The following is a 23529-nucleotide window of genomic DNA, read 5'->3' as shown; positions in this document are numbered from 1 at the left end:
TGTTCATAACGACTTACGGCATGACGAACCCGCCGTTGACCGGCAGGGTTTGTCCAGTGATGAAACGGGCCAGGTCGCTGAGTGCGAACACCACGGCGCCGCTGACGTCCGCGGGCAGTTGCGGACGCTGTATCGCACGCTGCTCGGTGTACAGGCGGTGGCGTGCTTGGGGCACATAGGCGGTGGCTTCCACCAGTACCAGGCCTGGGGCGATGGCATTGACGGTGATGTTGTCGCTGCCCAGTTCGCGGGCCAGGCTGCGGGTCATGGCGATGATTGCGCCCTTGCTGGCGACGTAGGCCAGCAGGTTCGGCGCACCCCACAACGGTGTGTCGGACGCCAGGTTGACCACCGCGCCGTTGCCGCTGGCACGCAGGGCTGGCAGGCAGGCCGTGGTCATCAACCAGGTGCCGCGGACATTGACCTGCATCACCTGGTCCCAGGTATCGATGCTCAACTGCTCGCAGGTCTTGCCACCGGAATTGGTCACCGAAGCGTTGTTGACCAGGCAGTCCAGGCCGCCCAGCGCTTGGGCTGCCGCTGTGGCGCAGGCCGTGATCGACTCAGGGTTGGCCAGGTCGACGCTGAGCCCGGTTACGTCCAGCCCCAGCGCCTGGAGCTCGCAAGCGGCTTGCTGCACCCGCTCGGCAAGGATGTCGGCAATCACTACTCGAGCGCCGGCTTCGGCGATGGCCTGGGCAAAGGCATAGCCCAAGCCCCGAGCCCCTCCGGTGACGAGCACGCGGCGGCCGTCCAGCAAGTGTTTGGCGGCATTCATCATTGGGTACTCAGCATAGCTTTGGGCATGTAGTGCAACACGCGCTTCTCGGTCCACACCACGGCGCCATAGGCCAGCACACCGATGAGGGTCAGCATCACGATGGCCACGAACACGCCAGCGGTATTGCCTTGGCCTTCGGCATCCACCAACAGGAAACCGAGGCCCTGATTGCCACCGACCAACTCGCCTACGGTCACACCGATCACTGCCAGGGTGGACGCGATCCGCAGGCCGGAGAACAGCGCGGCCATGGCCGATGGGAATTCCACCAGACGAAAGATCTGGAAACGGCTGGCGTTCATGGTGCGCACCAGGTTGATCATGTCTGGGTCAACGGTTCGGATCGCTGACAGCACGTTGATCATTACCGGAAAGAACACGATCAGGATGGCGATCAGGATCTTGGGGTAGATGGTGTAGCCCAGCCACATTACGAACAGGGGCGCGAACGCCACTTTGGGTGCGATCTGCAGGGCCAGAATGTAGGGCGACAGCATTGCTTCGGCCGATGGCGAGAGGCCCAGCGCGGTGCCGATCATGATGCCCAGCAGCGCACCCAGGCCAAAGCCTACGACGATCTCGAAAGCCGTGATCAGGGTATGTTCCAACAGGCCGCCAGTGCGCCACATCACCAGGCTTTCCTGGGCCACGCGGGTCAAGTTGGGCATTACGAATTCAGGCATGCCCAAGGCGGCAGGCCCCCATTGCCACATGGCAAGAAACAGGGCCAGCAGCGCCAGGCTGCCCAGCATGGAAGGGTTCGGGCTTTTCATCAGGTTGCTACCTTTCTATAGCCGCGACCCACTTGGCAGCGGTCGAGGTTTCGATGAACTGGTTGGTGTACAGGTCTTCAAGCTTGGGCTCTTTGGTGACGATGCCTTCGCTGACATAGAACTGGCGAACCTTGTCCAGGCGTGCCGCATCGATCATCCCGGGCACTGCCTGGTTGGCATACACGTGCTCGACGTACAGCTTGAAGGTCTTCTCCAGAGTGGCTTCCTTGCCGGCGTAGGCGGGCACGGCCTTGGCGAAGGTGGCGGCGGCCGCCTTGGGATCCTTGATGATGTCGCGCATGCCTTGCAGGGTGGCCTGCACCACGCCACGCACGACCTCAGGGTGATTCTTGATGGCGTCGTCCGAAGCCATGATCGACTGGGCCATGCTTTCGAAGATCTGCTCCTGGGGAATGAGCTGCACGTTCAGCCCTGCTTCCTCCGCGTTGACAACCCAGTCCGGCACGCCGGCCATGGCCTCGGCTTTCCCGGCTGAGAACAGCTGCCACACCCCAGCGGGGCCCGCGGCCTGGACACTGACGTCATTCTTGTCCAGCCCGGCCTTGCGCAGCGAAGCGAGCAGGGCGTAGTAGGTGGTATCGGAGTAGGACATTACGGTCAGCGTCTTGCCCTTGAGGTCGGCCAGCGACTTGATGTTTTCATCGCCATTGGTAGCGATCATGGTCACGCCGCCGGCACCGAGTACCGCGACATCACGCACGGGAATACCGTTGGCGCGCACCACGATCGGGGTGTCACCAATGGCGCCGCCGACCAGGGCATTGCCCGCGCCGATCTGCTTGGCCACGTCGACCCCGCCCTTGGCGGCAATGAACGTCACGTTGAGATCCTGTTGGCGGTAGTAGCCTTTTTCCTGGGCGATGACCCATGGGGCGAACGCCGGCGAATTGGGAGGTGCCGGCAATAGGTAGGTGACGTCGGTTGCAGCCTGCGCACTCAGCGCAAGGCCCAGACCAAGGGCCACCAGCGAAGTGTTGAACGCGAACTTGAACATGGTTAACTCCAGTAACGATTGAAGGGCCGATGGGCAGTAATCAATGCAGTTCGGTGTCTTCGCCCACTTTCAGCAACTGCATCAGGCGCCCGGCTAGGGGGCCGATCTCCGGCAGCTTGCGGCGCTCGAGCGGGTTCTCGCGATACGGCAGGTCAACCACGATTTCCTCGACGATGGTGCCTGGGCGGGCACTCATCACCAGCAGGCGGTCGGACATGGCGATGGCTTCGACCAGGTCATGGGTGATGAACAGGGCAGTCTTCTTTTCCTCGAACAGCATCCTGGCCATGTCCTGTTGCAGGATCATCTTGGTCTGGGCGTCCAGTGCCGAGAACGGCTCATCGAGAAACAGCACCTGGGGGTCCATGGCCAAGGTACGGGCCAACGCTGCGCGTTGGCGCATGCCGCCGGAAAGCTGGAAGGGGTAATGGTCGGCAAAGCCCTGCAAGTGGCAACGGTCGAGCAGGTTGGCGGCGATAGCCGCACGTTCGGCACTGGCCATGCCCTGGATTTCCAGGCCCAGCTCGACGTTGCGACGAATGCTGCGCCACGGCATCAGCAAGTCCTTCTGCAGCATGAACGCCACTTTGCGCACTGGACCTGTGACCGCTTCGCCTCCTACGAACACTTCGCCCTCGCTGGGCCGATACAAGCCCGAGCCCATGTTCAGGATCGTGCTCTTGCCGCAGCCCGAAGGGCCAATGATCGACACCACTTCACCGCGACGGATGGTGAAGTTGACGTCGCGGATAGCGAAGGGCGCGTCAGCCTTGCCTTTGGCCGGGAAGCATTTACCGACGTTGCGAAACTCGATTTCCACCGGTGCCGATGTTGCGACCGGTGCCGGCTCGTTCCACTGCGGGTTGATTGCGTAAATCTCTTTCACAGCCATTGGTAAAGTTCTCTGGTCTGTTTTGCTGGTGATACAACGGTTAGTGCATGAACAATGCCAAATACATGAGCGGCTTTTATTTACATAAAAGTCCTTGTTATTCAGTCTATTAAGTTAAATTGATTATTTTTCGAACGTTTCATATATAAAACAACTGTTTATATACGATACGTTTGTGTGCGGGAAATGTGCGCCGCGCACCGGCGGCGCATTCAAATGGTGCTGATCGGTAACAGTGGATCAAGCAATCGAAACCGGACGTCAGGCCACTTCAGTCGTTGCTGAAACGGTCCAGGCGTCATACCCGTAAACCCAGTCGGCGTTACCGCCCGCCTTGAGCCACTGGTTGCCTCTGGAGCCCACCTGGATCTGACTCGCACGCTGGATACGTGCTCTCTGATAGCCCTGCAGCGCAGGTGCCACTTGCTCGTTGGTGGTAGCCAGGCCGAGGGCGCGTGCCAGCACCACGGCGTCCTCGATCGCCTGACCAGCACCCTGGGCCATGAACGGCATCATCGGATGACAGGCATCGCCCAGCAGCGCCATGCCATCGGCCGCCCAATAGGGCAGGGGGTCGCGTTCATACAGGGCGGTCTTCAGGACCTCATCGCAGGCGTCCAGCAACGCCCGAGCATCCGGGTGGAAGTTAGCGTAGTTGTCACGCAGTTCGCTGACACTGCCAGGCGTGGTCCAGCTCTCCAGGTGCCAGCTGTCCTGGGCGGTAGTGGCGAAAATGAAGATGTCCCGTCCGCGATTGAGTGGGAAAGTCACGATCTGGCTTTGCGGGTTCGGCCCCCACCATTTAGTGAACGCCTGGATGTCAGGGACATGGGCCACTTTCTCGGCCGGTACCACGGCACGATAGGCGACCACGCCGGTGAAACGCGGATGCTCCTTGCCAAACAGCGTATTGCGCACCACCGAATGAATGCCATCGGCGCCGATCAACACATCGCAGTGCGCCCGTTCGCCGCCGGCGAATATCAGCTCCAGATCGCCTGAACGTTTGATGACCTGTTCCGCGCGCTTGCCAAACCGTACGCGTTCCACTGGGAAGGCCTCGGCGAGGGCCGTCAGCAGGTCCGCGCGGTGTATGGTCAGTTGGGGGGCGCCGTACTTCTGCTCGGCGGCGTCGGACATTTCCAGGCGCGAGGTTTCCTCACCCGTGTCCCACATGCGACTGATGCGGTGGGTAGGTCGCGCGGCAAATGCCCGCACCGCCGTACCGACACCGAGCCCATCCAGCGCTTTGACCGCGTTGGGCGTCAGGTTGATGTCGGCGCCGACGCGCATGAAAGCCTTGGCCTGTTCGTAAACCTGAACATCGTGCCCTGCGCGCAGCAAGCCAATGGCCGCGCAGAGCCCGCCGATACCTGCGCCGATGATGCCGATCCTGAGTGTGCTCATGTGTCTGGTTCTCGCTGATTGTAGAAGGCAGACAGACATGCATGGCCGATGCCATTAATTCCTTTATTGGGGAATAAAGAGGTAACTCGTTTAAATTCAGCTCGTTAGATTTGTTCGTAGGTGAAACGCATTCCTCGCGACTCAATCGATGTATCTGTCGGTAACATCAGGCACCGCAAGGGGGCGCGAGTGTGTCGTAGCCGCTGCGTTATCATCCGTTTTCACTGAGCAGGAAGGCGTGAACACCATGCAAAAGGACTTATCGAAGCGCCGCGAGGCAGGCCGGCCCCATCAGCGAGAATCCGTGGGGCGCCAAGGGCTGATCGACGCAACACTGCTGTTGCTGCGCAGTACCGTGCCGGAGGAGTTGACCTTGCGGGCCATTGCGCTATCGGCTGGCGTGGATCCGGCGTTGATTCGCTACTACTTCGGAGGCAAGGACGGCCTGCTACGCGAGGCCACCATGCACCTGATGGATCTCACCCAGCAACAAGGTGAACTCCGCATTCAGGGCGGTGATGTGCAAACAATGGTGCGCGAGCGCATCAGACTGATTGTGGACATCGGCCAAAAGAACCCGCACTTCCTCAAGCTGGTGATGCGCGAGATCTACGCCGGCGAGGAGACGGCAGGGGAGCAGTCACGCGCCTTCCTTGCCTCTACCGCCAAGCGCGGCGTGGCGATCACCGCGACCATCCTGGATGCCCGGCCGGGCTCGGCGGTCAAGCTCCCTGATGTAGATGCACGCTTTCTGCATGTCGCACTGATCGGCGCATGTACCTACTTCGCCACTGCGCAGCCATTGTTCGAAGTGTTGTTTGCGGACACCGGAGGACGCCGGGAGGAACTGGCGGAGCGGTATGTGGACTTCATGACCGATATGGTGCTGCGGGGGATTGGGGTGGTGGAGTGAGGGGGCACAGCGTGGGCCGACGCAGGCGTTTTCAACGCAACGACAGCATCATCGTCACCGGTGAAATCGACGGACAGGCCACAAAGCCGTACCTGGCGTAAAAGTCAGCCAGCTTGTCATTGAGCGGATGTACGACGATTGCGCTCGACCCTATGGCTTGCGCAGCACCCACGCATCGCTCTACCGCGTCTTGTAGCAAATCCGCCGCATACCCCATGCCTTGAGCCTCGGCACTGATACCCATACGGCCCAGCACCGTGACGGGATGATGATCGGGGGAGTTGCGCTGCAGGCTTCTGGGAACGACATTGGCACGGATCACCGAGCCATTTGAAAGCGTGTAGTAGCCTGCCACTGCAAGAGTGCCCTTCACGCAAACTACGTATACCACCGCATGCCGAGCGGCTTGGGCCTTCCTTGCCCTTTTATGCAGGTACTCATCGATGGACGGCTCGCCACAGGCGAATTTGCTCAGATCATGATTGTCGTTGAGCTTTTGCGGAGCGCTTAGCTCCAGCGTTTTGGCCTTGCCAGGAGTTGCTGCAGACACGTGTTTCCCCGTACCGGGTTGGATTCCAACGCTTGTTCGAAGGCATCGAACGCAGTCTCTTCAAGGACAAAGAGCTGCCTGTCCAGAATGACTTCTTCCGCTCTCTGACAAGCCGCATCCAAAATGAAGCTGGTGCGATCGCGGCCAGACAGTGCAGCGGCAATGTCTATAAGGTTTCGTTTCTTGATATCTGCCCGCATATTGATGGGTACGGGTTTATCTTTGGTTGCCGGCTCGGTGTCACTGTTTTTCAACATCATGAATACCCTCGATGGGGTGGGATCGGTGCCCATGCTCTTGGTCGTAGGCACATTGAGCAGATGTGCATGACTATCCTAGCATCGCCGTGTAGCTAACTGCTATACGCTTACGTCTGGCACCGATGCGCCTTTCTGCGCAGGGTGCAAGGATCTTGCCTTCGCCTGCTGTGGGAGCCAATCACCTCTGTCCTGAATCGGTGTAGGAAAACTCCTTATTGACGCCTTGGCAGTGCCTGAACGCTGGTTCAGCACTCTGCGAATCGCCCTGCCATGGGGCGTCATACCGCGTCTTCAGGCTCTAATCGCGCCAGGACCCGATCCAGCCGCTCGACAATCTCTTTATCGATCTTTTCGTGCAGCCGCATGATTTCCAGCTCCGCACGCAGGTTCACTTCGAAATCCAGGCTGGCAGCCAACCGGTCTTTGGCCGATTGCCGGTTCTGGCTCATCATGATGACCGGCGCTTGAATGGCGGCGACGGTGGAGAGCATCAGGTTGAGGAAGATGTACGGGTACGGGTCGAAGGCCAGGCCGAAATGGTCCAGTACGTCGGTGTTGAGCAGCATCCATCCCAGCAGGATGATCGTAAACGTGGCGATGAAGGCCCACGAACCACCGATTGCCGCGACCCGATCCGATAACCGCTCGCCGAAGGTCGCCACCTCGTCCGAGGCATCGCCCGCGTCGCGGCTGACGGGAAGGCGCTTTTTCATCTGCTCCAGAACATGGATTTCTTCGGGTTCGAGCTGATGGGGGTGTTTGCCGAGGAAGCGTCGAGCCAGCGGTTCGAGAGGGTGCTTGGTGGCCATGAGGCGAGGTCTTCGAATGGGGGGAGAGGACGCCAACTATCCCATGGATTTCAGTGGGGTTGAATGGCGAGATGGCTGCGCCGGGATGCCGGCTCGTGCCGCTGCCAGGTTGTTCAGGCAGAGGCCGTGAATAGGCGCGCTGCAGAACGACCCGCTGGCTTCACTGCAGATGAAAGTCAGCCGGGACGTTCGTGCGAACAGAGCGGGGTTAGAACGTTACGGCGCTGGTCTCCAGCGCATGGATGGCGCCGCCATAGCTCTTGATACTGGCCAACGTTGCATTGTGATGGGTGATGATCTGCGTGGCCGGTGCATGGGATTTGTCTTGAGTGGTATGGGCGTCGCTGACCAGCGTGACCTCGTAACCCAGGCCCGCGGCGCGGCGCACGGTGGTGTCGATGCAGTATTCCGTGGCGTAGCCGCACACCACGACATGGGATATGTCAGCGTTGCTTAGTAGGGCTTCGAGCTCAGTGTTAAGGAAGGCATCCGGAGTGGTCTTGGCGACGATGTGGTCGCTTTCGGTGATGATCAGCCGAGCGTCGAGCGCCCATTCCGGGCTGCCGTGTCGGAAGAAGTCGCCGGCGGTGGCTTCGTGCTGCACGAATACCACGGGAGCAACTTGTTGCCGGGCACGTTGGGTCAGGGTGTTGATCCGTTCGACAACCTCCGAGGAGGCAGTAGGGGCGGGGGTGGCGTTGAACAGGGCGTGTTGTACGTCGATGACGATAAGCGCTTTCACGGGTATCAGGTCCTTTGATTCGAATGAGACGCCGGAGCAGCTTAATCTGATCGGGCGGTACGCGCCACGACCGCGGTGGTCCGGACCCGGCTTACGCCGGTGCTACAAGCCTACGCCGCCGCAAACCCCATCAGGATCGAAACCCCTGTAGCAGCGGCGTAAGCCGCGTCCGGCCCCGCCGCGGTATCACGGCGCTTTGCGCACAAGGGTCAGAATGTCGTAACTGGCCACAACTTCGTCGTGCTGATTGGTGACCTCCACATCCCACGCCACAACGCCCTGCGGGTCGCCCAGGGGGCTGGCTTTGCCCTGGTCGATCTTGCGCTTGCAGGTCAGGCGGGCACGGATGGTGTCGCCGATGCCCACCGGGTTGATAAAGCGCAGGTTGTCCAGGCCGTAATTGGCCAACACGGGGCCTTCGCCTGGATACACGAAAAGCCCGGCCGCCGCCGACAGCACGAAATAGCCGTGAGCAATGCGTTTGCCGAACTGCGAGTTCTTCGCCGCGATCTCATCGAAGTGCATGTAGAAGTGATCCCCCGACAAACAGCCGAAATTCACCAGGTCGGCCTCGGTGACCGTGCGTCGATGGGTGAGCAGTGACTCGCCGATCCGCACGTCTTCGAAGTGACGTCGGAAAGGGTGCACCTCGGTTTCAATCACTGCCGCGCCGCGCACGTATTCGCCCGTCACCGCGCTGAGCATGCTTGGCGAACCCTGGACCGCAGCGCGTTGCAGGTAGTGCTTGACCGCCCGCAGCCCGCCCAGCTCCTCGCCGCCGCCCGCACGACCGGGACCGCCATGCTTGAGTTGCGGCAGGGGCGAGCCATGGCCGGTCGATTCGGCGGCCGCATCGCGGTCCAGAATCAGCAGGCGGCCGTGCCAGGCAGCGATGGCCGGTGCGGCCTTGGCCGCGATCGCGGGATCGTTGGTGATCAGGCTGGCCACCAGGCTACCTTTGCCACGGGCGGCCAGGGTCAGCGCTTCGTCCAGATCGCTGTACGCCATCAATGTGCTCACCGGGCCGAAGGCTTCGATGTCGTGGGCGCCGCCCTCGGCGTGTGGGTCGTGAGCCTGGAGCAACGTGGGCGCGAAGAATGCGCCTTCTTCCACGCCGTCACCGCGAGGGGCGAAACCGTCACGGGCGCCGAACAGCAGATCGCTGCTGTGCAACAACATCTCCAGGCGTTCGCCGACATCATGCTGCTGGGCGTGAGAGGCCAAGGCGCCCATGCGCACGCCCTCGACAGAAGGATCGCCCACCACCACTTTGGCCAGCCGCGCGCAGATACCTTCGGCCACCGCCTCCAGGTGCTGACGGGGCACGATGGCGCGGCGTATGGCGGTGCATTTCTGCCCGGCCTTGGTGGTCATCTCCCGCACCACTTCCTTGATGTACAGGTCGAATTCCGGATCGCCGGGGGTCACGTCCGGGGCCAGGATGGCGCAGTTCAGCGAGTCGGCCTCCGCGGTGAACGGCACACTGTGTCGGATCAGGTTGGGGTTGATCCGCAACCTGGCAGCGGTGTCGGCAGAACCGGTGAACGTCACCACGTCCTGACCCTGCAGACGGTCGAGCAGGTCGCCCGTGCTGCCGATCACCAATTGCAGACTGCCAACCGGCAGCAGTCCCGATTCATCCATCAGGCGAACCACGGCTTCGGTCAGGTAACTGGTGGCGGTGGCAGGTTTGACCACGCATGGCATGCCGGCCAGAAAGCACGGCGCGAACTTTTCCAGCATGCCCCAGATGGGGAAGTTGAACGCATTGATGTGCACCGCCAGACCGCCACGGGGCACCAGGATATGGGTGCCGGCAAACTGGCCGAGCTTACCCAAAGGCAACGCCGGACCTTCGTGGAACACGTTGCCCGAAGGCAACTCGCGGCTGCCGATGCCGGCATAGCTGAACAGGGTGGCATTACCACCTTCGATGTCGACCCAGCTGTCGGCACGGGTGGCACCGCTGTGGTGGGAGAGCGCGTAGAGCTGCTCCTTGCGCTCGGCCAGGTACAAGGCCAGGGCCTTGAGGCGTTGAGCGCGCTGCTGGAAATCCAGTGCACCGAGATGTTTGTTGCCTTGCACGCGGCCGTGTTCGACGGCTTCGGCGAAGTCCAGCGGTTCTTCGTGGGTGCGGGCCAGGGGCTGGCCATTCAGGGCACTGCGCAGCACGCTGGCGCCCTGGGCGCCGATCCAGCGGCCGGCGATGAAGGATTGCAGGGTGGGGGTCATGGTTCGGGCTCCTTGAGGGAATCTTTATTGGCCAGGCGAAGCCCGCTCCCACAGGGGATCTGCGGCGGGGCGCCTCACTGCAAAACCATCGATCAAACCTGGTCGAAATCCAGCACCACTTTCGGGCTCAACGGGAAGGTCTGGCAGGACAACACGTACCCCGCAGCCACCTCGTAATCTTCCAGCGCATGGTTGCTGTCCATCTCCACTTCGCCTTCGATCACCTTGCACTTGCAGGTCGAGCACACGCCGGCCTTGCACGAGTAGGGCAGCTCGGCACCGATGGCGTTGCCGGCGTCCAGTACGCTGACAGTGTTGCGTGGCAGATCGAACGCCAAGGCACGGCCATCGCTGATCACCGTGATCTGGCTGACCTGCGTGTCCACTTGGCGCGCTGCCTCGCGGGCTTCCCGTTTGCGCCCGTCGACCGCGGCGCCGAACAGCTCGAAATGGATGCGCTGGTTGTCCATGCCTTTGGCGTGGAGACTGTTGCGCACGGTTTCGGTCATCTGTTGGGGGCCGCAAATGAACGCCGCGTCGAGTGCCTTCACATCCAGCCAACGCGAGAACAGCCGATCGCACTTCTCGGCGTCGATGCGCCCGTTGTAGAGGTCCACATCCTGCTGCTCGCGGCTGAACACGAAGATCAGGTTCAGACGTTGCACGAAGCGGTTCTTCAAGTCCTCGAGTTGTTCGCGGAACAACGCCCCGGCGCTCGAGCGGTTGCCGTACAGCAGCGTGAAATGGCTGTCGGGTTCTGCATACAGGGTGCTTTTGATGATCGACAGGATGGGCGTGATGCCGCTGCCGGCGGCGACCGCCAGGTAGCGGCCCTGGCGCGTGGGGTCCAGGGCGATGCCGAATTCGCCAGCCGGCGGCATCACTTCCAGGGTATGCCCAGGCTGCAAGGTTTCGTTGGCAAAGGCAGAGAACCGCCCGCCGGCGACTCGCTTGATAGCGACGCGCAATTCGTTGTCGGCAACACCGGTGCAGATGGAGTAGGAGCGACGCACTTCCTCGCCGTCGAGCAGGGTGCGCATGACCAGGTGCTGACCCTGGGTGTAGCGAAACGCCGCTTGCAGTTCGCTCGGTACGTCGAAAACGATGGACACCGCATCGCGTGTTTCCGGGCGCACCTGCTTGACGGTCAGGCTGTGAAATCGGCTCATCTTATTGTTCTCCTGAGCGCTTAGATGCACTTGAAATGGTCGAACGGTTCCCGGCATTCGCAGCAGCGGTACAGCGCCTTGCAGGCGGTGGAACCGAACTGACTGAGGAGCTCGGTATGGGCACTGCCGCATTGCGGGCACAGCACGGGCGCCGCATCGCCCAACAGGCTGCGCATGCGGGTGCTGTGAGCCGGTGGAGCGATGCCATACGCCTGCAGCCGCGCCAGGCCGCTGGGCTTGATCCAGTCGGTGGTCCAGGCCGGCGACAAGCGTCGCAGCAACTGCGGCGCGGCAAAGCCTGCCTGTTCCAGCGCGCTACGGATGTCGTCCTCGATGACTTCGGTGGCGGGACAGCCGGAATAGGTGGGCGTGACCACCACGCGCAGATGTCCCTGGTGCCAGTCCATTTCGCGCACGATGCCCAGCTCCACCACGCTGATCACGGGCACCTCAGGGTCCATGACCTGCTCCAACACTGCCCAGGCGTGGGGCAGGTCGGCCGGCACCGAGTGGCGTGCGCCGCGGTCGGCGGCGATCAGCTCACCAGGTTGCATCGGGGTACGCTCTGGGCAGGTACTGCATCTCGGCCAGCAACAGCCCCAGGTGCTCGGTGTGCAGCCCCTTGCGGGCGCTGAGGTAGAACGGGCTGGCGGCCGCCGGCAACGGCAGGGTGGCGCTGGCGAATACATCAGCCACCTTGCTCTGCCAGGCGGCGATGACGTCTGCCTGGTTGCCGAGCACGCCACTGACGCGCAGGCGTTGTTCAGCCTCGCAGGTTTCGGTCAGCTCCACGGTAAAACGCCAGAGCTGGTCGATGGCCTTGAGCATGCGGGCGTGGCTGTGCTCGGTGCCATCGCCCAGGCGCTCGACCCATTCGGCGGAGCGACGCAGGTGGTAGGTCACTTCCTTGAGCGCCTTGGCGGCGATGCCACTCACACGCTCGTCGCTGGAGGCGCTCAGGCCAAGCAGCACCTGAAAATGCCAGGCGTCGTAGAGAAACTGCTTGAGCATGGTGACCGCGAAATCACCGTTGGGCTGTTCCACCAGCAACAGATTGCGGTACTCACGCTCCTGGCGCAGGAACACCAGGCGGTCGGCGTCCCGGCCATCGTTCAACAGTTCGGCGGCGTAGTCCAGCCAGTTGCGTGCCTGGCCGATCAGATCCAGGCCGACATTGGCCAGCGCCAGTTCTTCCTCGAGTGCCGGCGCGTGACCGATCCACTGGCTCAGACGCTGGCCCTGGATCATCGCCGTGTCGCCAAGGCGCAGCAGGTACTCGATCAGGTCGTTGCGATCAGGGTTTGCCATGGCACGCCTCACATATGGCCGACTTCGGGCGGCAGCACGTAGAAGCTGGCGTGCCGATAGACCTTGTCGTCTGCCGGATCGAACAGCGGGTCCTTGTCGTCCGGAGACGAAGCGGTGATCAGCGCCGAAGGCACCACCCACAGGCTTACCCCTTCACTGCGCCGGGTGTACAGCTCGCGAGCATTCTCGATAGCCATGGTGGCATCGGCGGCGTGCACGCTGCCGACATGTTTGTGGTTAAGGCCGTGCTTGCTGCGCACGAACACTTCGAACAGGGTCCAGTCGGACATCAGCGTATCTCCCGGCTTCAGGCGGCGTTCTTGTCATGTTTTTTGCGGGCATGGGCGACGGCGGCTTCGCGCACCCAGGCGCCGTCTTCGATGGCCCGGCGGCGGGTCGCCACGCGCTCCTGATTGCAGGGGCCGTTGCCCTTGAGCACTTCGTGGAACTCGTCCCATTGGATGTCGCCGAAATCGTAGTGGCCGGTCTCGGCGTTCCATTTCAGGTCCGGGTCGGGCGCGGTGCAGCCCAGCAGTTCGAGTTGCGGGATGGTCTGGTCGACGAAGCGCTGACGCAGCTCATCGTTGCTCTGGCGCTTGATTTTCCAGGCCATCGATTGGGCACTGTTGGGCGAATGCTCGTCGCTGGGGCCGAACATCATCAGGGATGGCCACCACAGGCGGTTTATGGCGTCCTGGACCATGTCCTTCTGCGCCTGGGTACCGTGGCGCATCATGGTCAGCAGAATTTCGTAGCCTTGACGCTGATGGAAGCTCTCCTCCTTGCAGATGCGCACCATGGCCCTGGCGTAAGGGCCGTAGGAGGTGCGCTGCAACACCACCTGGTTGACAATCGCCGCGCCGTCGACCAACCAGCCCACTGCGCCAATGTCGGCCCAGCTCAGGGTGGGGTAGTTGAAGATGCTCGAATACTTCGCCTTGCCGGCATGCATCTTTTCGATTTCTGTATCGCGATCGGCACCCAGTGTCTCCATGGCGCTGTACAGGTATAGGCCGTGGCCGGCTTCGTCCTGAATCTTGGCCATCAGTTGCAGCTTGCGCTTGAGGCTCGGTGCCCGGGTGACCCAATTGGCCTCGGGCAGCATGCCGACGATTTCCGAGTGGGCATGCTGGGAGATCTGGCGGATCAAGGTCTGACGGTAGGCCTCGGGCATCCAGTTCTTGGCTTCGATCTTGATTTCGGCGTCGATCTTTTCCTGAAAAGCGCGCTCCTGCTCGGACATTTCATCCAGGGTCTTGAGGCGCTTGACGCCGGTTTCAACGAGTTGCGCGTACATGCTGGTTCTCCGCAATCGGGGCATGACTCTTTATAAGTGATACAGAAAAAAATATCAAACGTAAATATGCGCGTCACGATTATTTGTGTATCGCTTTATGGGTTCAGTGACTGGCCGGGTCCTGTCCCTGGCAGCCATCTGCGCGAATCATTGCCCCCGCTTATCGAACACGTGAGCCGCCTTGCCCTCCGAGCGCTTGAGGCTGAACGCCGGCTGCAGCAGTACCCGCGTGCTGATGCCGATGTACGTCTTGATCTGCCTGCTCAGCTCGTTGCATACCCCCTGGCGCTCGGCGTCGGTCAGATGCTGGTGGCCGGCATCGAGTTCTACGTGGATGTCCACCGAGTCCAGGTTGCCGTGGCGATACAGGTGCATTTCATAACAGCCGCACAGCGCTTTGCTCTTGAGCACCTGCTCCTCGACCTGGGTGGGGAATACGTTGACCCCGCGGATGATCAGCATGTCGTCGCTGCGGCCGGTGATCTTGTCCATGCGCCGCATGGGGCGCCCGCTGCCGGGCAGCAGGCGGGTGAGGTCACGGGTGCGGTAGCGGATCATCGGCAGTGCCTCCTTGCTCAGGGACGTGAACACCAGCTCGCCGAACTCGCCATCGGGCAGAACGTCCCCGGTCACCGGATTGATGATCTCGGGATAGAAGTGGTCTTCCCAGATCGTCGGGTGGCCTTTGCTGTCGGCACATTCCATGGCCACCCCCGGCCCCATGATTTCCGACAGGCCATAGATATCCAGCGCGCTGATGCCCAGGCGCTGCTCGATGGCGCCGCGCAACTCATCGGTCCACGGCTCGGCACCGAAGATGCCCAGGCGCAGCTTCAGGCTTTGCGGATCGATGCCCTGACGCTCGATCTCGTCGGCGATGTTGAGCATGTACGAGGGCGTGACCATGATGATGTCCGGCTGAAAATCACGGATCAGTTGCACCTGCTTTTCGGTCTGGCCGCCGGACATGGGAATCACCGTGCAGCCCAGCCGCTCGGCACCGTAGTGGGCGCCCAGGCCACCGGTGAACAGGCCGTAGCCATAGGCGATATGCACCTTGTCACCCTTGCGGCCACCGGCGGCGCGGATCGAGCGGGCCACGATGTTGGCCCAGATGTCGATGTCGTTCTGGGTATAGCCCACCACCGTTGGCTTGCCGGTGGTGCCGCTGGACGCGTGCAGGCGCACCACCTCGTCCATGGGAACGGCGAACAGCCCATAGGGGTAGTTGTCGCGCAGGTCGGCCTTCCCGGTGAACGGAAATCTGGCCAGATCTTCCGGGGCTTTCAGGTCGTCGGGGTGCACGCCCAACGCGTCGAAACGCTGCCGATAAGCCGGTACGTTGCGGTAGGCATGGTTGAGACTCCAGCGCAGACGTTCGATCTGGTGGCTGCGCAATTGATCGACACTGGCGTGTTGCAAGGGGTCCAGCAAGGCTTCGCGGTCAAGGTACATATTCATGGCTTCGCTCGATTATTGTTGTGGGCGGGCACACAGGTTCAATGCACAGCGTTCTAGAGGCGTTCGATGATCAAAGCGTGTTTCCTGTCAGGGTTCCAGCCGGCAGTGGATGAAATCATGCATGCAGCGATCTGCCTTGGGCCAGACAGCGGCGCAACAACAGCGAAGGGCGATAGCGCTCTTCGCCATAGGCCGCTTGAAGGTGTTCGAGCGTTCGCACCACAGTGTCCAGTCCAAGGCTGTCGGCCCAAGCCAAAGGGCCTTTGGGATAGTTGACGCCGGTGCACAGGGCGAGGTCGATGTCGGCAGCGCTCGCTACCCCTTGCAGCACGGCATCCGCGCCTTCGTTGGCGAGCATGACCACGGTTCGCAGCACCAGCAGACCGGGTGTGTCGCTGAGGCGGGACGCGGTGATGCCCACGTGGGCCAGCAGCGCCACCACCGCGCCCACTGCATCGTTGTCGTCGCTGTAACTGATGGCGGCGCGCGTTGCACTGGCGTAATCCAGGGCCAGATCGATCAGCACCAGATTGCGCAGCCCCTCATCGCGGGCGCGGCGGCTAACCATGCGCCCGTCGCTCAGTGCCAGTACGGCCTCGCCGATGCGCAGCAAGCCGCTGCCAGGCCCCTCGGTGACGGTGATACCCGATTCACGCAGGCGCTGCAGCAAGGGCATGAGTGCCGTGCCCAAACCTTGCGCCACCACCTCAGCGGGCGCCGGCTGAACGCTGGCCAGGGCGCTGGGCCGGGGTCGCTCGGCGCCCTCACGGTAGTCGTAGAAACCAAGGCCACTCTTGCGCCCCAGGCGACCGGCGTCTACCAGTTGCTTCTGTACCAGCGACGGCTGAAAACGCATGTCGTGATAGTAGGCATCGAACACCGAGCAGGTGACGGCGTAGTTGACGTCGTGGCCGATCAGGTCGGTCAGCTCGAACGCGCCCATACGAAAGCCGCCGGCATCGCGCAGCAGGGCATCGAGTGTGGCGCAATCGGCCGCGCCTTCCTGCAGCAGGCGCAAGCTCTCGGCATAGAAGGGCCGCGCCACCCGGTTGACGATGAAGCCTGGAGTGGACTGGGTGCGGACCGGTTGCTTGCCCCAGCTGAGTGCCGTTTCACAGAGCGTGTCGGCTACCCGCGCGTCGGTGGCCAGACCGCTGACCACCTCCACCAGCGCCATCACCGGGGCCGGGTTGAAGAAGTGCAGCCCGGCCATCCGCTCGGGATGCTGCAAATGAGCCGCCAGGGCGGTGATCGATAGCGATGAGGTGTTGCTGGCCAGGATGCAGTCGGGTCGACACAGAGCCTCCAGCGCGTTGAACAGCTCCCGCTTGGCCTCGAGTTGCTCGACGATGGCTTCGATGATCAGGCCGCAGTCGGCCAGTTGCTCCAGGCGGTCAGCCACTTGCAGGTTGCCCAGGCACGCGCTGCAGGCGGCTTCGCCGAGCTTGCCTGCGGCGACCCGCTTGCCCAGTTGCTGGGCAATGCCAGCGATGGCCTGGGCGGCGGCGCCGGGGCGAGTGTCGAACAGCTTGACCGAATGCCCGGCTTGCGCCGCCACCTGGGCGATACCAGCGCCCATGGCGCCTGCGCCGATCCCGGCTACGCCGGCATGGATGGAAAGTGCGGCCATGACTCAGTGCCCCTTGAACGTTGGTGTGCGTTTTTCCATGAAGGCGGCGGCGCCCTCGCGGTAGTCCTCGGTACGCCCGGCCAGCCGTTGCAGATCACGCTCCAGCGTCAGTTGCTCATCGAAACTGTTGTCGAAGCTGGCGTTGAGCGCGCGCTTGATCAGGGCCAGGCCACGGGTGGGTTGGGTGGCGAGGTGACGGGCCAACTGCAATGCGGTTTCGCGCAGGGCTTCATCGTTGACGCACTGATAGATCAGGCCCCATTGTTCGGCCTGCTCGGCGCTCAACCGATCGCCCAGCAGCGCCAGCTGCTTGGCCCGCGCCATGCCCACCAGCCGTGGCAAGGTCCAGGTGCCCCCCGAATCCGGCACCAGTCCCAGCTTGCAGAACGCCTGGATGAAAGTGGCCGAGCGCGCCGCGATCACCAGATCGCAGGCCAATGGCAAATTCGCCCCGGCGCCGGCTGCCACGCCATTCACCGCGCAAATGACCGGCATCGGCAGATCGCGCAAGGCGCGTACCAACGGGTTGTAGAATTTTTCGATGGATTCGCCCAGATCCGGCATGGCCGCGCCCGGTGCAACCTGCCGGTCAGACAGGTCTTGCCCCGCGCAAAAGCCACGGCCTTCAGCTGTGAGCAGCAGCACTCGCACATCGCTGCGTTGGCGTATCCGCTGCAGCGCTTCGCGCACCTCGCCGTGCATTTGCGTATTGAAGCTGTTGAGCTGGTCGGGACGGTTCAGACTGAGCAACGCCACGCCTTGCTCGATGGAAAACAGGACTGTGTCAAACGTCATGGCAAGTAGCCTCTTATTGTTCAGGTTATGCACCGGTGAAGCGCGGTCGGCGCTTTTGCTGAAACGCCTGGATGCCCTCCGCGCGATCTTGAGTGCCGGCCAGTAGCGTGAAGGCATGGCGCTCCAAGCGCAGACCGCTGGCCAGATCCATGTCCTGAGCCTTGAGCAGTGCCTCCTTGGCCAGGCGCACGGCCAGGGGCGCCTTGGCAGCAATCTGTTGGGCAATGGCCAGTGCGCGCTCGACGGTCAATTCAGGTGGCGTAACTTCACTGACCAAGCCCGCCTGCTGTGCCTGCCGCGCGCTGATCGGCTCACCGGTCAACACCATCTGCATGGCCAAGGACTTGCCCACCGCGCGCAGCAGCCGCTGGGTGCCGCCGGCGCCGGGCATGATGCCCAGGTTGATTTCCGGTTGGCCAAACAGCGCGCCTTCGCCGGCCAGGAGGATATCGGCGTGCATCGCCAGCTCACAGCCGCCGCCCAGCGCATAACCGTTGACGGCGGCGATCAGCGGTTTGCCGAAGGCGCCGATGCGTTGCCATGAGGCGGCCCGCGGGTCGTTGAGGATGCCGACCAGATCGCGCTCGGCCATTTCGTTGATGTCGGCCCCGGCGGCGAATGCACGGGCATTGCCGGTGATCACCACGGCGCGGGTTTGCACGTCTGCGTCGGCCTCGCCCAGTTGCGCGGCCAGTTCGGCCAACAGTTGGGTATTGAGCGCATTGAGGGCTTCGGGGCGTTGCAGGGTGATCAGGCGCACGGCGTCCAGTACCTGGACCGTTAGCAGCTGCGGCATGACACGGTTCCTCATGGAGGGGGCTCGGCATCGGGGCGAGCTTGTTATTGTCCGGCCGAGGTGGCCACTGTCCGCAGTATAGGCCCAAAGTGATACATTAAATCAATATTGAATTTGTTTCAGGTGTCCTAATATCAGGGTTGGCGTCCTGGTATTCGCAGTAGTGCGCTGATCCTATAAGCGCTTATTAATAGAAGTGCTTAGCACAGCCAGGCGTTTCCTGCGGACTGGCGTGATTGATAGGTATGTGATACAAAAAAATATATCTACGAGAAAATAATCGTTATAAAAGCTTCGAAGGAGCTCCCGCCCATGCCCTGCTACCGACTTGCCGGCCTGACGCCGGTCATCCACCCCAGCGCCTACGTGCACCCCACCGCCGTACTGATCGGCGACGTCATCGTCGGCCCTCATTGCTACGTCGGCCCGCTCGCCAGCCTGCGCGGAGACTTCGGTCGCATCGTGCTGGAGGAGGGCGCCAACCTGCAGGACACCTGCGTGATGCATGGCTTCCCGGACAGCGACACGGTGGTCGAACGCAATGGCCATGTCGGCCACGGCGCGGTGCTGCACGGCTGTCGCATCGGGGCGGATGTGCTGGTGGGCATGAATGCTGTGGTCATGGACAACGCCCATATCGCCGCGCGCTCATTCGTTTCCGCAACGGCCTTCGTCAAGGCTGGTTTCAGTTGTCCGGCACAATCGCTGGTGATGGGCGCGCCTGCACAGGTCAAGCGTGAATTGACCGACGAGGAAGTCGCCTGGAAGCTGGCGGGCACCCGCGAGTATCAATCCCTGGCCCGACAGTGCCTGCAAGACATGCAGGAGTGCGCACCCTTGGCCGCCGTCGAAAGCCACCGCCCACGGCATGCCGACTCTGGCTTTCGGCCCAAGCACAGCGGCGGTTGATGGTCAGGAAGCACGGTCTGCAGGTATATTTCGTTTTTTCTCCGCACGGACAGCCAATGTCGTCCCTCACGCCGCTCGATGCCTTGATTACCCGTTTCCAGGAACAGACACCCATCCGCGCCAGCTCATTGATCGTGACCTTGTACGGTGACGCCATCGAGCCCCATGGCGGCACGGTGTGGCTGGGCAGCCTGATTCGCATTCTGGAACCCATGGGCATCAACGAGCGGCTGATTCGTACGTCCATTTTCCGCTTGAGCAAAGAGGACTGGCTGAGCGCCGAAAAAGTCGGCCGGCGCAGTTACTACAGCCTGACCGCCGTTGGCCGCCGCCGCTTCGATCAGGCCCTCAAGCGCGTTTACAGCTCGACGTTACCTGCCTGGGACGGCAGTTGGTGCATGGTCATTCTGACCCAACTGTCACCGGCCAAACGCAAGTCGGTGCGTGAAGAGTTGGAATGGCAAGGCTTCGGCGCCATCTCCCCAACCCTGCTCGCCTGCCCGCGCAGCGACCGCGCCGACGTCAACGCCAGCCTCGCCGACCAAGGCGTGCTGGATGACACGATCGTGTTTGAAACCAAGCCCCAGGGCGATGTGAGCGTGGGGGCCTTGCAGGAACAGGTGCGCGAGACCTGGAGCATCGAGGCCCTGTCGGCGCATTACGGTGAGTTCATCCAGTTGTTCCGCCCTTTGTGGCAGGCGCTGCGCGGGCGTGACAACCTGGATCCTGAAGAATGCCTGCTGGTGAGATTGCTGTTGATTCACGAGTATCGACGCTTGCTGCTGCGCGATCCGCAACTGCCCGACGAGCTGTTGCCGGCGGATTGGGAGGGCAGGGCAGCACGGCAGCTGTGCCGCAACATCTACCGTCAGGTCTACGCCCCTGCCGAACAATGGCTGGCCACCGTCATGGAAACCGCCGACGGCCCCCTGCCCGAAGCCGCCCCCAGCTTCTACCAACGCTTCGGCGGCCTGTAGCAGCGGCGTAAGCCGCGTCAGCTCCTCACCATCCCCTGACACGCTACGCCCCCTCTCGAATCAGCTTGAGCCTGATGACGCGGCTTACGCCGCTGCTACGGGGGGGGGACGAATTCCTGGTCGTCGGCGTCGGGGAGTTTCATTCTGCCTGCGCTCCAATCTGCGGCGGCCTGGGCGAGACGGTCTTTGGAGGAGGACACGAAATTCCACAACAGGAAGCGCTCGCCCACCGGCTCGCCGCCGAGCACCATCACGGTGGCCCGTTCCAGTGCTCTAACCCGCGACGCCGTGGGCCCCAGCACCAGCATCCTGCCGCTCTCATGCCGGGTACCGTCCAGCTCCACTGCACCGGTTGCGATATACAGCGCCCGCTCCTTGTGCCCGCCGGGAATTTCCGCCGTGGCGCCCGGCAGCATATCCAGATGGGCATAGAACAGCGGCGAATGCGTCTTCGCCCCGGCCGTCAGGCCATAGGCGCTGCCAGCAATGAGCTGCCCCACCACGCCGGCCTCGTTCCAGCTGGGCAACTCACTGCCGTGGTGGTGGGAAAAGCTGGGTGCGATTTCCTCGCTTTCGGTCGGCAGGGCGACCCACGCCTGGATGCCATGTAAATGATCACCCTGAGCTCGCGCACGCTCGAACCGTTCGCTATGGGTGATACCGCGACCGGCCGTCATCCAATTGACCTCGTTGGGCCGAATCGGCTGTTCGTAACCCAGGCTATCGCGGTGCATGATTTCGCCGGCGAACAGGTAGGTCACCGTGGCCAGCCCGATGTGCGGATGCGGCCGAACATCGATGCTGCGATTCACCCCAGGCGCCAGGTCCAGCGGCCCGATATGGTCGAAGAAAATGAACGGGCCTACCATCCGCCGCTTGGCGAACGGCAACACGCGGCCAATTTCAAAGTGCTCGCTGAGCTTGCGCCGGCGCTGCTCGATGACCATTTCAATCATGTCGGCTCTCCAGTGTGTGATCGCCCGCTCAGCCTACGCTTCGCCGGCGGGTACGGGCGTGTTGAGCAGTTGCTGCTCCCACAGATAGGCAATCCCACTGCCAGCGGCGTGCTGCACAAGCACCTCCGTCAGCCCGGCAGCCGTTTCAACCCGGGCCCAATCGCGCTGCCATTCGGCAGCCAACGCCAGCCAGGTCATCATGTTTGCCCCTGCGCCGATCATACGCTGGACCGCCAACTGATGGGCCTCCACGGAAACCCCACCCGATGCATCGGTGATCACCGTCACGTCCCAGCCTTCTCCCAGCGCTTGAATCACCGGCATGGCCACGCAGATTTCGGTCCACAGGCCTGCGATAACCAGTTGCTTGCGTCCGGTGGCTTTGACGGCGTCCACCACTTTTGGATCTTCCCAGGTGTTGATGAAGGTCCGGTCAATGACCTCCTGGCCGGGGAACACGTCGGTGATCTGCGCAAAGATCAACCCGCCGCGCTCGGCGATCACGCTGGTCATAATGGTCGGTACGCCAAACACCTTGGCGGCCTTGGCCAGCGCGGCGGCGTTGTTGACCACCATCTGCGGCTCATGGCTGTTGAGGTTGGTCAGTTGGTAAGGTTGGTGGTCGATCAGAACCAATACTGAATCTTCAGGGCGAAGGAGCGAGGCAAGGCCGTTGCGAAAAGTCATGGGTTCATCCTGTGTGCTGTGATGAGTGGGATCGAATTCAGGCCACCGGCACCGGCGGCGCGGTGGCTCGAACAGCACTGTGCAGTTGCAACGGGCAAGGCGGTAGTAGCGACGGGTGATCAGCTGTGTTGCGCAACGGGGAACGCAGCAGTGTGGCCCGAATGCTGCCGCAACCCGGAAAGCGGACCAGCTGCGCTCAGGCCCCACCTATTTGGCCTAGTATGCGTAGGCAGTTTTGTCGCGCAGCGAGGAACACGAGCATGGACATGGAAGAGCTTCAAACCTTCGTCGAGGTTGCCGATGCCGGAGGCCTGTCACGCGCCGCCGTGCGGTTGGGGGTGTCCAAGTCGATCATCAGCCGACGCCTCGCCCGGCTGGAGGCAGAGCTGGGGGTGCAGCTGATGGCGCGCTCCACCCGTGGTGCCGCGCTCACCCAAGCAGGCATCGCTTTTCGCGAGCATGCCGTCAGGGCCTGCGCCGAGATCGAAATGGCCCGCGAGGCGATCCTGCCTGCCGGTGAGCTCTGCGGACGCCTGCGCCTCTCCGCGCCGCTAACCTTCGGCCCGACCCACTTCGCGCCGATCCTGGCGGAAATGGCCCGCCGCTATCCCAGGTTGCACATTTACACCCATTACAGCGATCGTTTCGTCGACCTGATCGCCGAGGGTTACGACTGCGCCATACGGGTGGGCTACCTGCAGGACTCAGACATGATCGCCCGGTGCATCGGCCCCATTCAGGGAAAACTGGTCGCCAGCCCAGCCTATATCCAGGCCCACGGTGCACCCGAGAGCCCCGATGAACTCGTCGCCCATCAGGCCTTGATGCAAGGCACGGAATCCTGGATGTTCATGGACGGCGACGCCACCGTCACTGTGCACCCCCAGGGCACCTTCAAGGCGGACAATGGCACCGCGCTGCTCTGCGCCGCCATCGCCGGGCTTGGCGTTGCCTACCTGCCCGATTGGATCACCGACGAGCACGTCGCCAGCGGAGCGTTGGTCCCGATCATGACGCAATACCCACTACCCCCCGCCGCCGCCTACGTCATCCGCCCCCCAGGCCAGCACCCACCCCGCAAGATCCGCCTGCTCACCGAACTCCTGATCGAACACTGCCCCGCACCGCGGTCAGATTGATAGGCCGCGGTATTCCCATGACGCGGCTTAC

Annotated in this window: 25 protein-coding genes; 4 read left to right on the top strand and 21 right to left on the bottom strand. The window is 62.4% G+C overall.

Going from position 1 to position 23529, the window contains the following annotated elements; translation table 11 throughout:
* Positions 1-13: 13 nt before the first annotated feature.
* The 5 genes from B3397_RS11440 to B3397_RS11420 all read right to left on the bottom strand — a co-directional run bounded on the left by B3397_RS11440 (position 14) and on the right by B3397_RS11420 (position 4868).
* Positions 14-778: an SDR family oxidoreductase gene (locus B3397_RS11440; RefSeq protein WP_296250046.1), complete on the bottom strand. Its 765-nt coding sequence runs from the start codon at positions 776-778 to the stop codon at positions 14-16.
* A complete protein-coding gene (locus tag B3397_RS11435) occupies positions 778-1554 on the bottom strand; it encodes an ABC transporter permease (protein WP_296250043.1) in 777 nt (258 codons plus the stop codon). The genes B3397_RS11440 and B3397_RS11435 overlap by 1 nt, the downstream gene beginning before the upstream one ends.
* 7 nt (positions 1555-1561) lie before the next feature.
* Positions 1562-2569, bottom strand: coding sequence for an ABC transporter substrate-binding protein (locus B3397_RS11430; RefSeq protein WP_296250042.1), 1008 nt, complete (start codon positions 2567-2569; stop codon positions 1562-1564).
* Positions 2570-2609: 40 nt separating this feature from the next.
* Positions 2610-3461, bottom strand: a complete 852-nt coding sequence (locus tag B3397_RS11425) for an ABC transporter ATP-binding protein (protein WP_296250040.1) — start codon at positions 3459-3461, stop codon at positions 2610-2612.
* A gap of 261 nt (positions 3462-3722) precedes the next feature.
* Positions 3723-4868: an FAD-dependent monooxygenase gene (locus B3397_RS11420; protein ID WP_296250038.1), complete on the bottom strand. Its 1146-nt coding sequence runs from the start codon at positions 4866-4868 to the stop codon at positions 3723-3725.
* A gap of 247 nt (positions 4869-5115) precedes the next feature.
* On the opposite strand from B3397_RS11420, the gene B3397_RS11415 reads away from it, so the two are divergent.
* A complete protein-coding gene (locus B3397_RS11415; protein WP_296250168.1) occupies positions 5116-5781 on the top strand; it encodes a TetR/AcrR family transcriptional regulator in 666 nt (221 codons plus the stop codon).
* Positions 5782-5812: 31 nt separating this feature from the next.
* On the opposite strand, the gene B3397_RS11410 is transcribed toward B3397_RS11415, so the two are convergent.
* The 14 genes from B3397_RS11410 to paaF form a co-directional block, all read right to left on the bottom strand.
* Entirely contained in the window at positions 5813-6331 is a 519-nt protein-coding gene (locus B3397_RS11410; RefSeq protein ID WP_296250036.1) for a GNAT family N-acetyltransferase, read from the bottom strand.
* On the bottom strand, positions 6289-6591 hold the full coding sequence (locus tag B3397_RS11405; protein WP_296250034.1) for a DUF1778 domain-containing protein: 303 nt from the start codon (positions 6589-6591) through the stop codon (positions 6289-6291). Before B3397_RS11405 ends, B3397_RS11410 begins: the two co-directional genes overlap by 43 nt.
* A gap of 278 nt (positions 6592-6869) precedes the next feature.
* Positions 6870-7400 (bottom strand): DUF1003 domain-containing protein, encoded by a 531-nt coding sequence (locus B3397_RS11400; protein WP_296250033.1) that lies wholly within the window; start codon positions 7398-7400, stop codon positions 6870-6872.
* A 208-nt stretch (positions 7401-7608) separates the two neighbouring features.
* Positions 7609-8142, bottom strand: a complete 534-nt coding sequence (locus B3397_RS11395) for a cysteine hydrolase family protein (protein ID WP_296250032.1) — start codon at positions 8140-8142, stop codon at positions 7609-7611.
* Between the two features lie 186 nt (positions 8143-8328).
* A complete protein-coding gene (gene paaZ, locus B3397_RS11390; RefSeq protein WP_296250030.1) occupies positions 8329-10374 on the bottom strand; it encodes a phenylacetic acid degradation bifunctional protein PaaZ in 2046 nt (681 codons plus the stop codon).
* Between the two features lie 92 nt (positions 10375-10466).
* Positions 10467-11543 (bottom strand): 1,2-phenylacetyl-CoA epoxidase subunit PaaE, encoded by a 1077-nt coding sequence (paaE, locus tag B3397_RS11385; RefSeq protein WP_296250028.1) that lies wholly within the window; start codon positions 11541-11543, stop codon positions 10467-10469.
* A gap of 20 nt (positions 11544-11563) precedes the next feature.
* Positions 11564-12097, bottom strand: a complete 534-nt coding sequence (gene paaD / locus B3397_RS11380) for a 1,2-phenylacetyl-CoA epoxidase subunit PaaD (RefSeq protein WP_296250026.1) — start codon at positions 12095-12097, stop codon at positions 11564-11566.
* Positions 12084-12851, bottom strand: a complete 768-nt coding sequence (gene paaC / locus B3397_RS11375) for a 1,2-phenylacetyl-CoA epoxidase subunit PaaC (RefSeq protein ID WP_296250024.1) — start codon at positions 12849-12851, stop codon at positions 12084-12086. Before paaC ends, paaD begins: the two co-directional genes overlap by 14 nt.
* Before the next feature lie 8 nt (positions 12852-12859).
* Positions 12860-13141 (bottom strand): 1,2-phenylacetyl-CoA epoxidase subunit PaaB, encoded by a 282-nt coding sequence (gene paaB / locus B3397_RS11370; protein ID WP_296250023.1) that lies wholly within the window; start codon positions 13139-13141, stop codon positions 12860-12862.
* Between the two features lie 17 nt (positions 13142-13158).
* Positions 13159-14148: a 1,2-phenylacetyl-CoA epoxidase subunit PaaA gene (paaA, locus tag B3397_RS11365; protein WP_296250021.1), complete on the bottom strand. Its 990-nt coding sequence runs from the start codon at positions 14146-14148 to the stop codon at positions 13159-13161.
* Between the two features lie 147 nt (positions 14149-14295).
* Complete coding sequence (gene paaK / locus B3397_RS11360) at positions 14296-15609, bottom strand: phenylacetate--CoA ligase PaaK (RefSeq protein WP_296250019.1); 1314 nt, start codon at positions 15607-15609, stop codon at positions 14296-14298.
* Positions 15610-15724: 115 nt separating this feature from the next.
* The gene (gene paaH, locus B3397_RS11355; RefSeq protein ID WP_296250017.1) at positions 15725-17239 is read right to left on the bottom strand and encodes a 3-hydroxyacyl-CoA dehydrogenase PaaH; all 1515 of its coding nucleotides are present in this window, start codon (positions 17237-17239) and stop codon (positions 15725-15727) included.
* A 3-nt stretch (positions 17240-17242) separates the two neighbouring features.
* Entirely contained in the window at positions 17243-18034 is a 792-nt protein-coding gene (gene paaG / locus B3397_RS11350; RefSeq protein WP_296250016.1) for a 2-(1,2-epoxy-1,2-dihydrophenyl)acetyl-CoA isomerase PaaG, read from the bottom strand.
* Positions 18035-18059: 25 nt separating this feature from the next.
* On the bottom strand, positions 18060-18830 hold the full coding sequence (gene paaF / locus B3397_RS11345) for a 2,3-dehydroadipyl-CoA hydratase PaaF (RefSeq protein WP_296250015.1): 771 nt from the start codon (positions 18828-18830) through the stop codon (positions 18060-18062).
* 312 nt (positions 18831-19142) lie between these two features.
* Between paaF and paaY the strand changes: the two genes are divergently transcribed.
* On the top strand, positions 19143-19739 hold the full coding sequence (paaY, locus tag B3397_RS11340) for a phenylacetic acid degradation protein PaaY (RefSeq protein ID WP_296250014.1): 597 nt from the start codon (positions 19143-19145) through the stop codon (positions 19737-19739).
* Between the two features lie 56 nt (positions 19740-19795).
* Positions 19796-20716: a phenylacetic acid degradation operon negative regulatory protein PaaX gene (gene paaX / locus B3397_RS11335; RefSeq protein ID WP_296250012.1), complete on the top strand. Its 921-nt coding sequence runs from the start codon at positions 19796-19798 to the stop codon at positions 20714-20716.
* A 95-nt stretch (positions 20717-20811) separates the two neighbouring features.
* Here paaX and B3397_RS11330 read toward each other — a convergent pair whose 3' ends face one another.
* Together B3397_RS11330 and B3397_RS11325 are read right to left on the bottom strand one after the other, a co-directional pair.
* Entirely contained in the window at positions 20812-21672 is an 861-nt protein-coding gene (locus B3397_RS11330; RefSeq protein ID WP_296250010.1) for a pirin family protein, read from the bottom strand.
* 33 nt (positions 21673-21705) lie between these two features.
* Complete coding sequence (locus B3397_RS11325; protein ID WP_296250008.1) at positions 21706-22359, bottom strand: hydrolase; 654 nt, start codon at positions 22357-22359, stop codon at positions 21706-21708.
* 260 nt (positions 22360-22619) lie between these two features.
* Here B3397_RS11325 and B3397_RS11320 point away from each other — a divergent pair, with 260 nt between their 5' ends.
* Positions 22620-23498, top strand: coding sequence for a LysR family transcriptional regulator (locus tag B3397_RS11320; protein ID WP_296250006.1), 879 nt, complete (start codon positions 22620-22622; stop codon positions 23496-23498).
* Positions 23499-23529: the final 31 nt, after the last annotated feature.

Source organism: Pseudomonas sp. UBA4194 (genome assembly GCF_002379585.1).
GTDB lineage: Bacteria > Pseudomonadota > Gammaproteobacteria > Pseudomonadales > Pseudomonadaceae > Aquipseudomonas.
The sequence above is the reverse complement of the archived record's forward strand: the minus strand, read 5'-3'. Positions and strand labels throughout refer to the sequence as shown.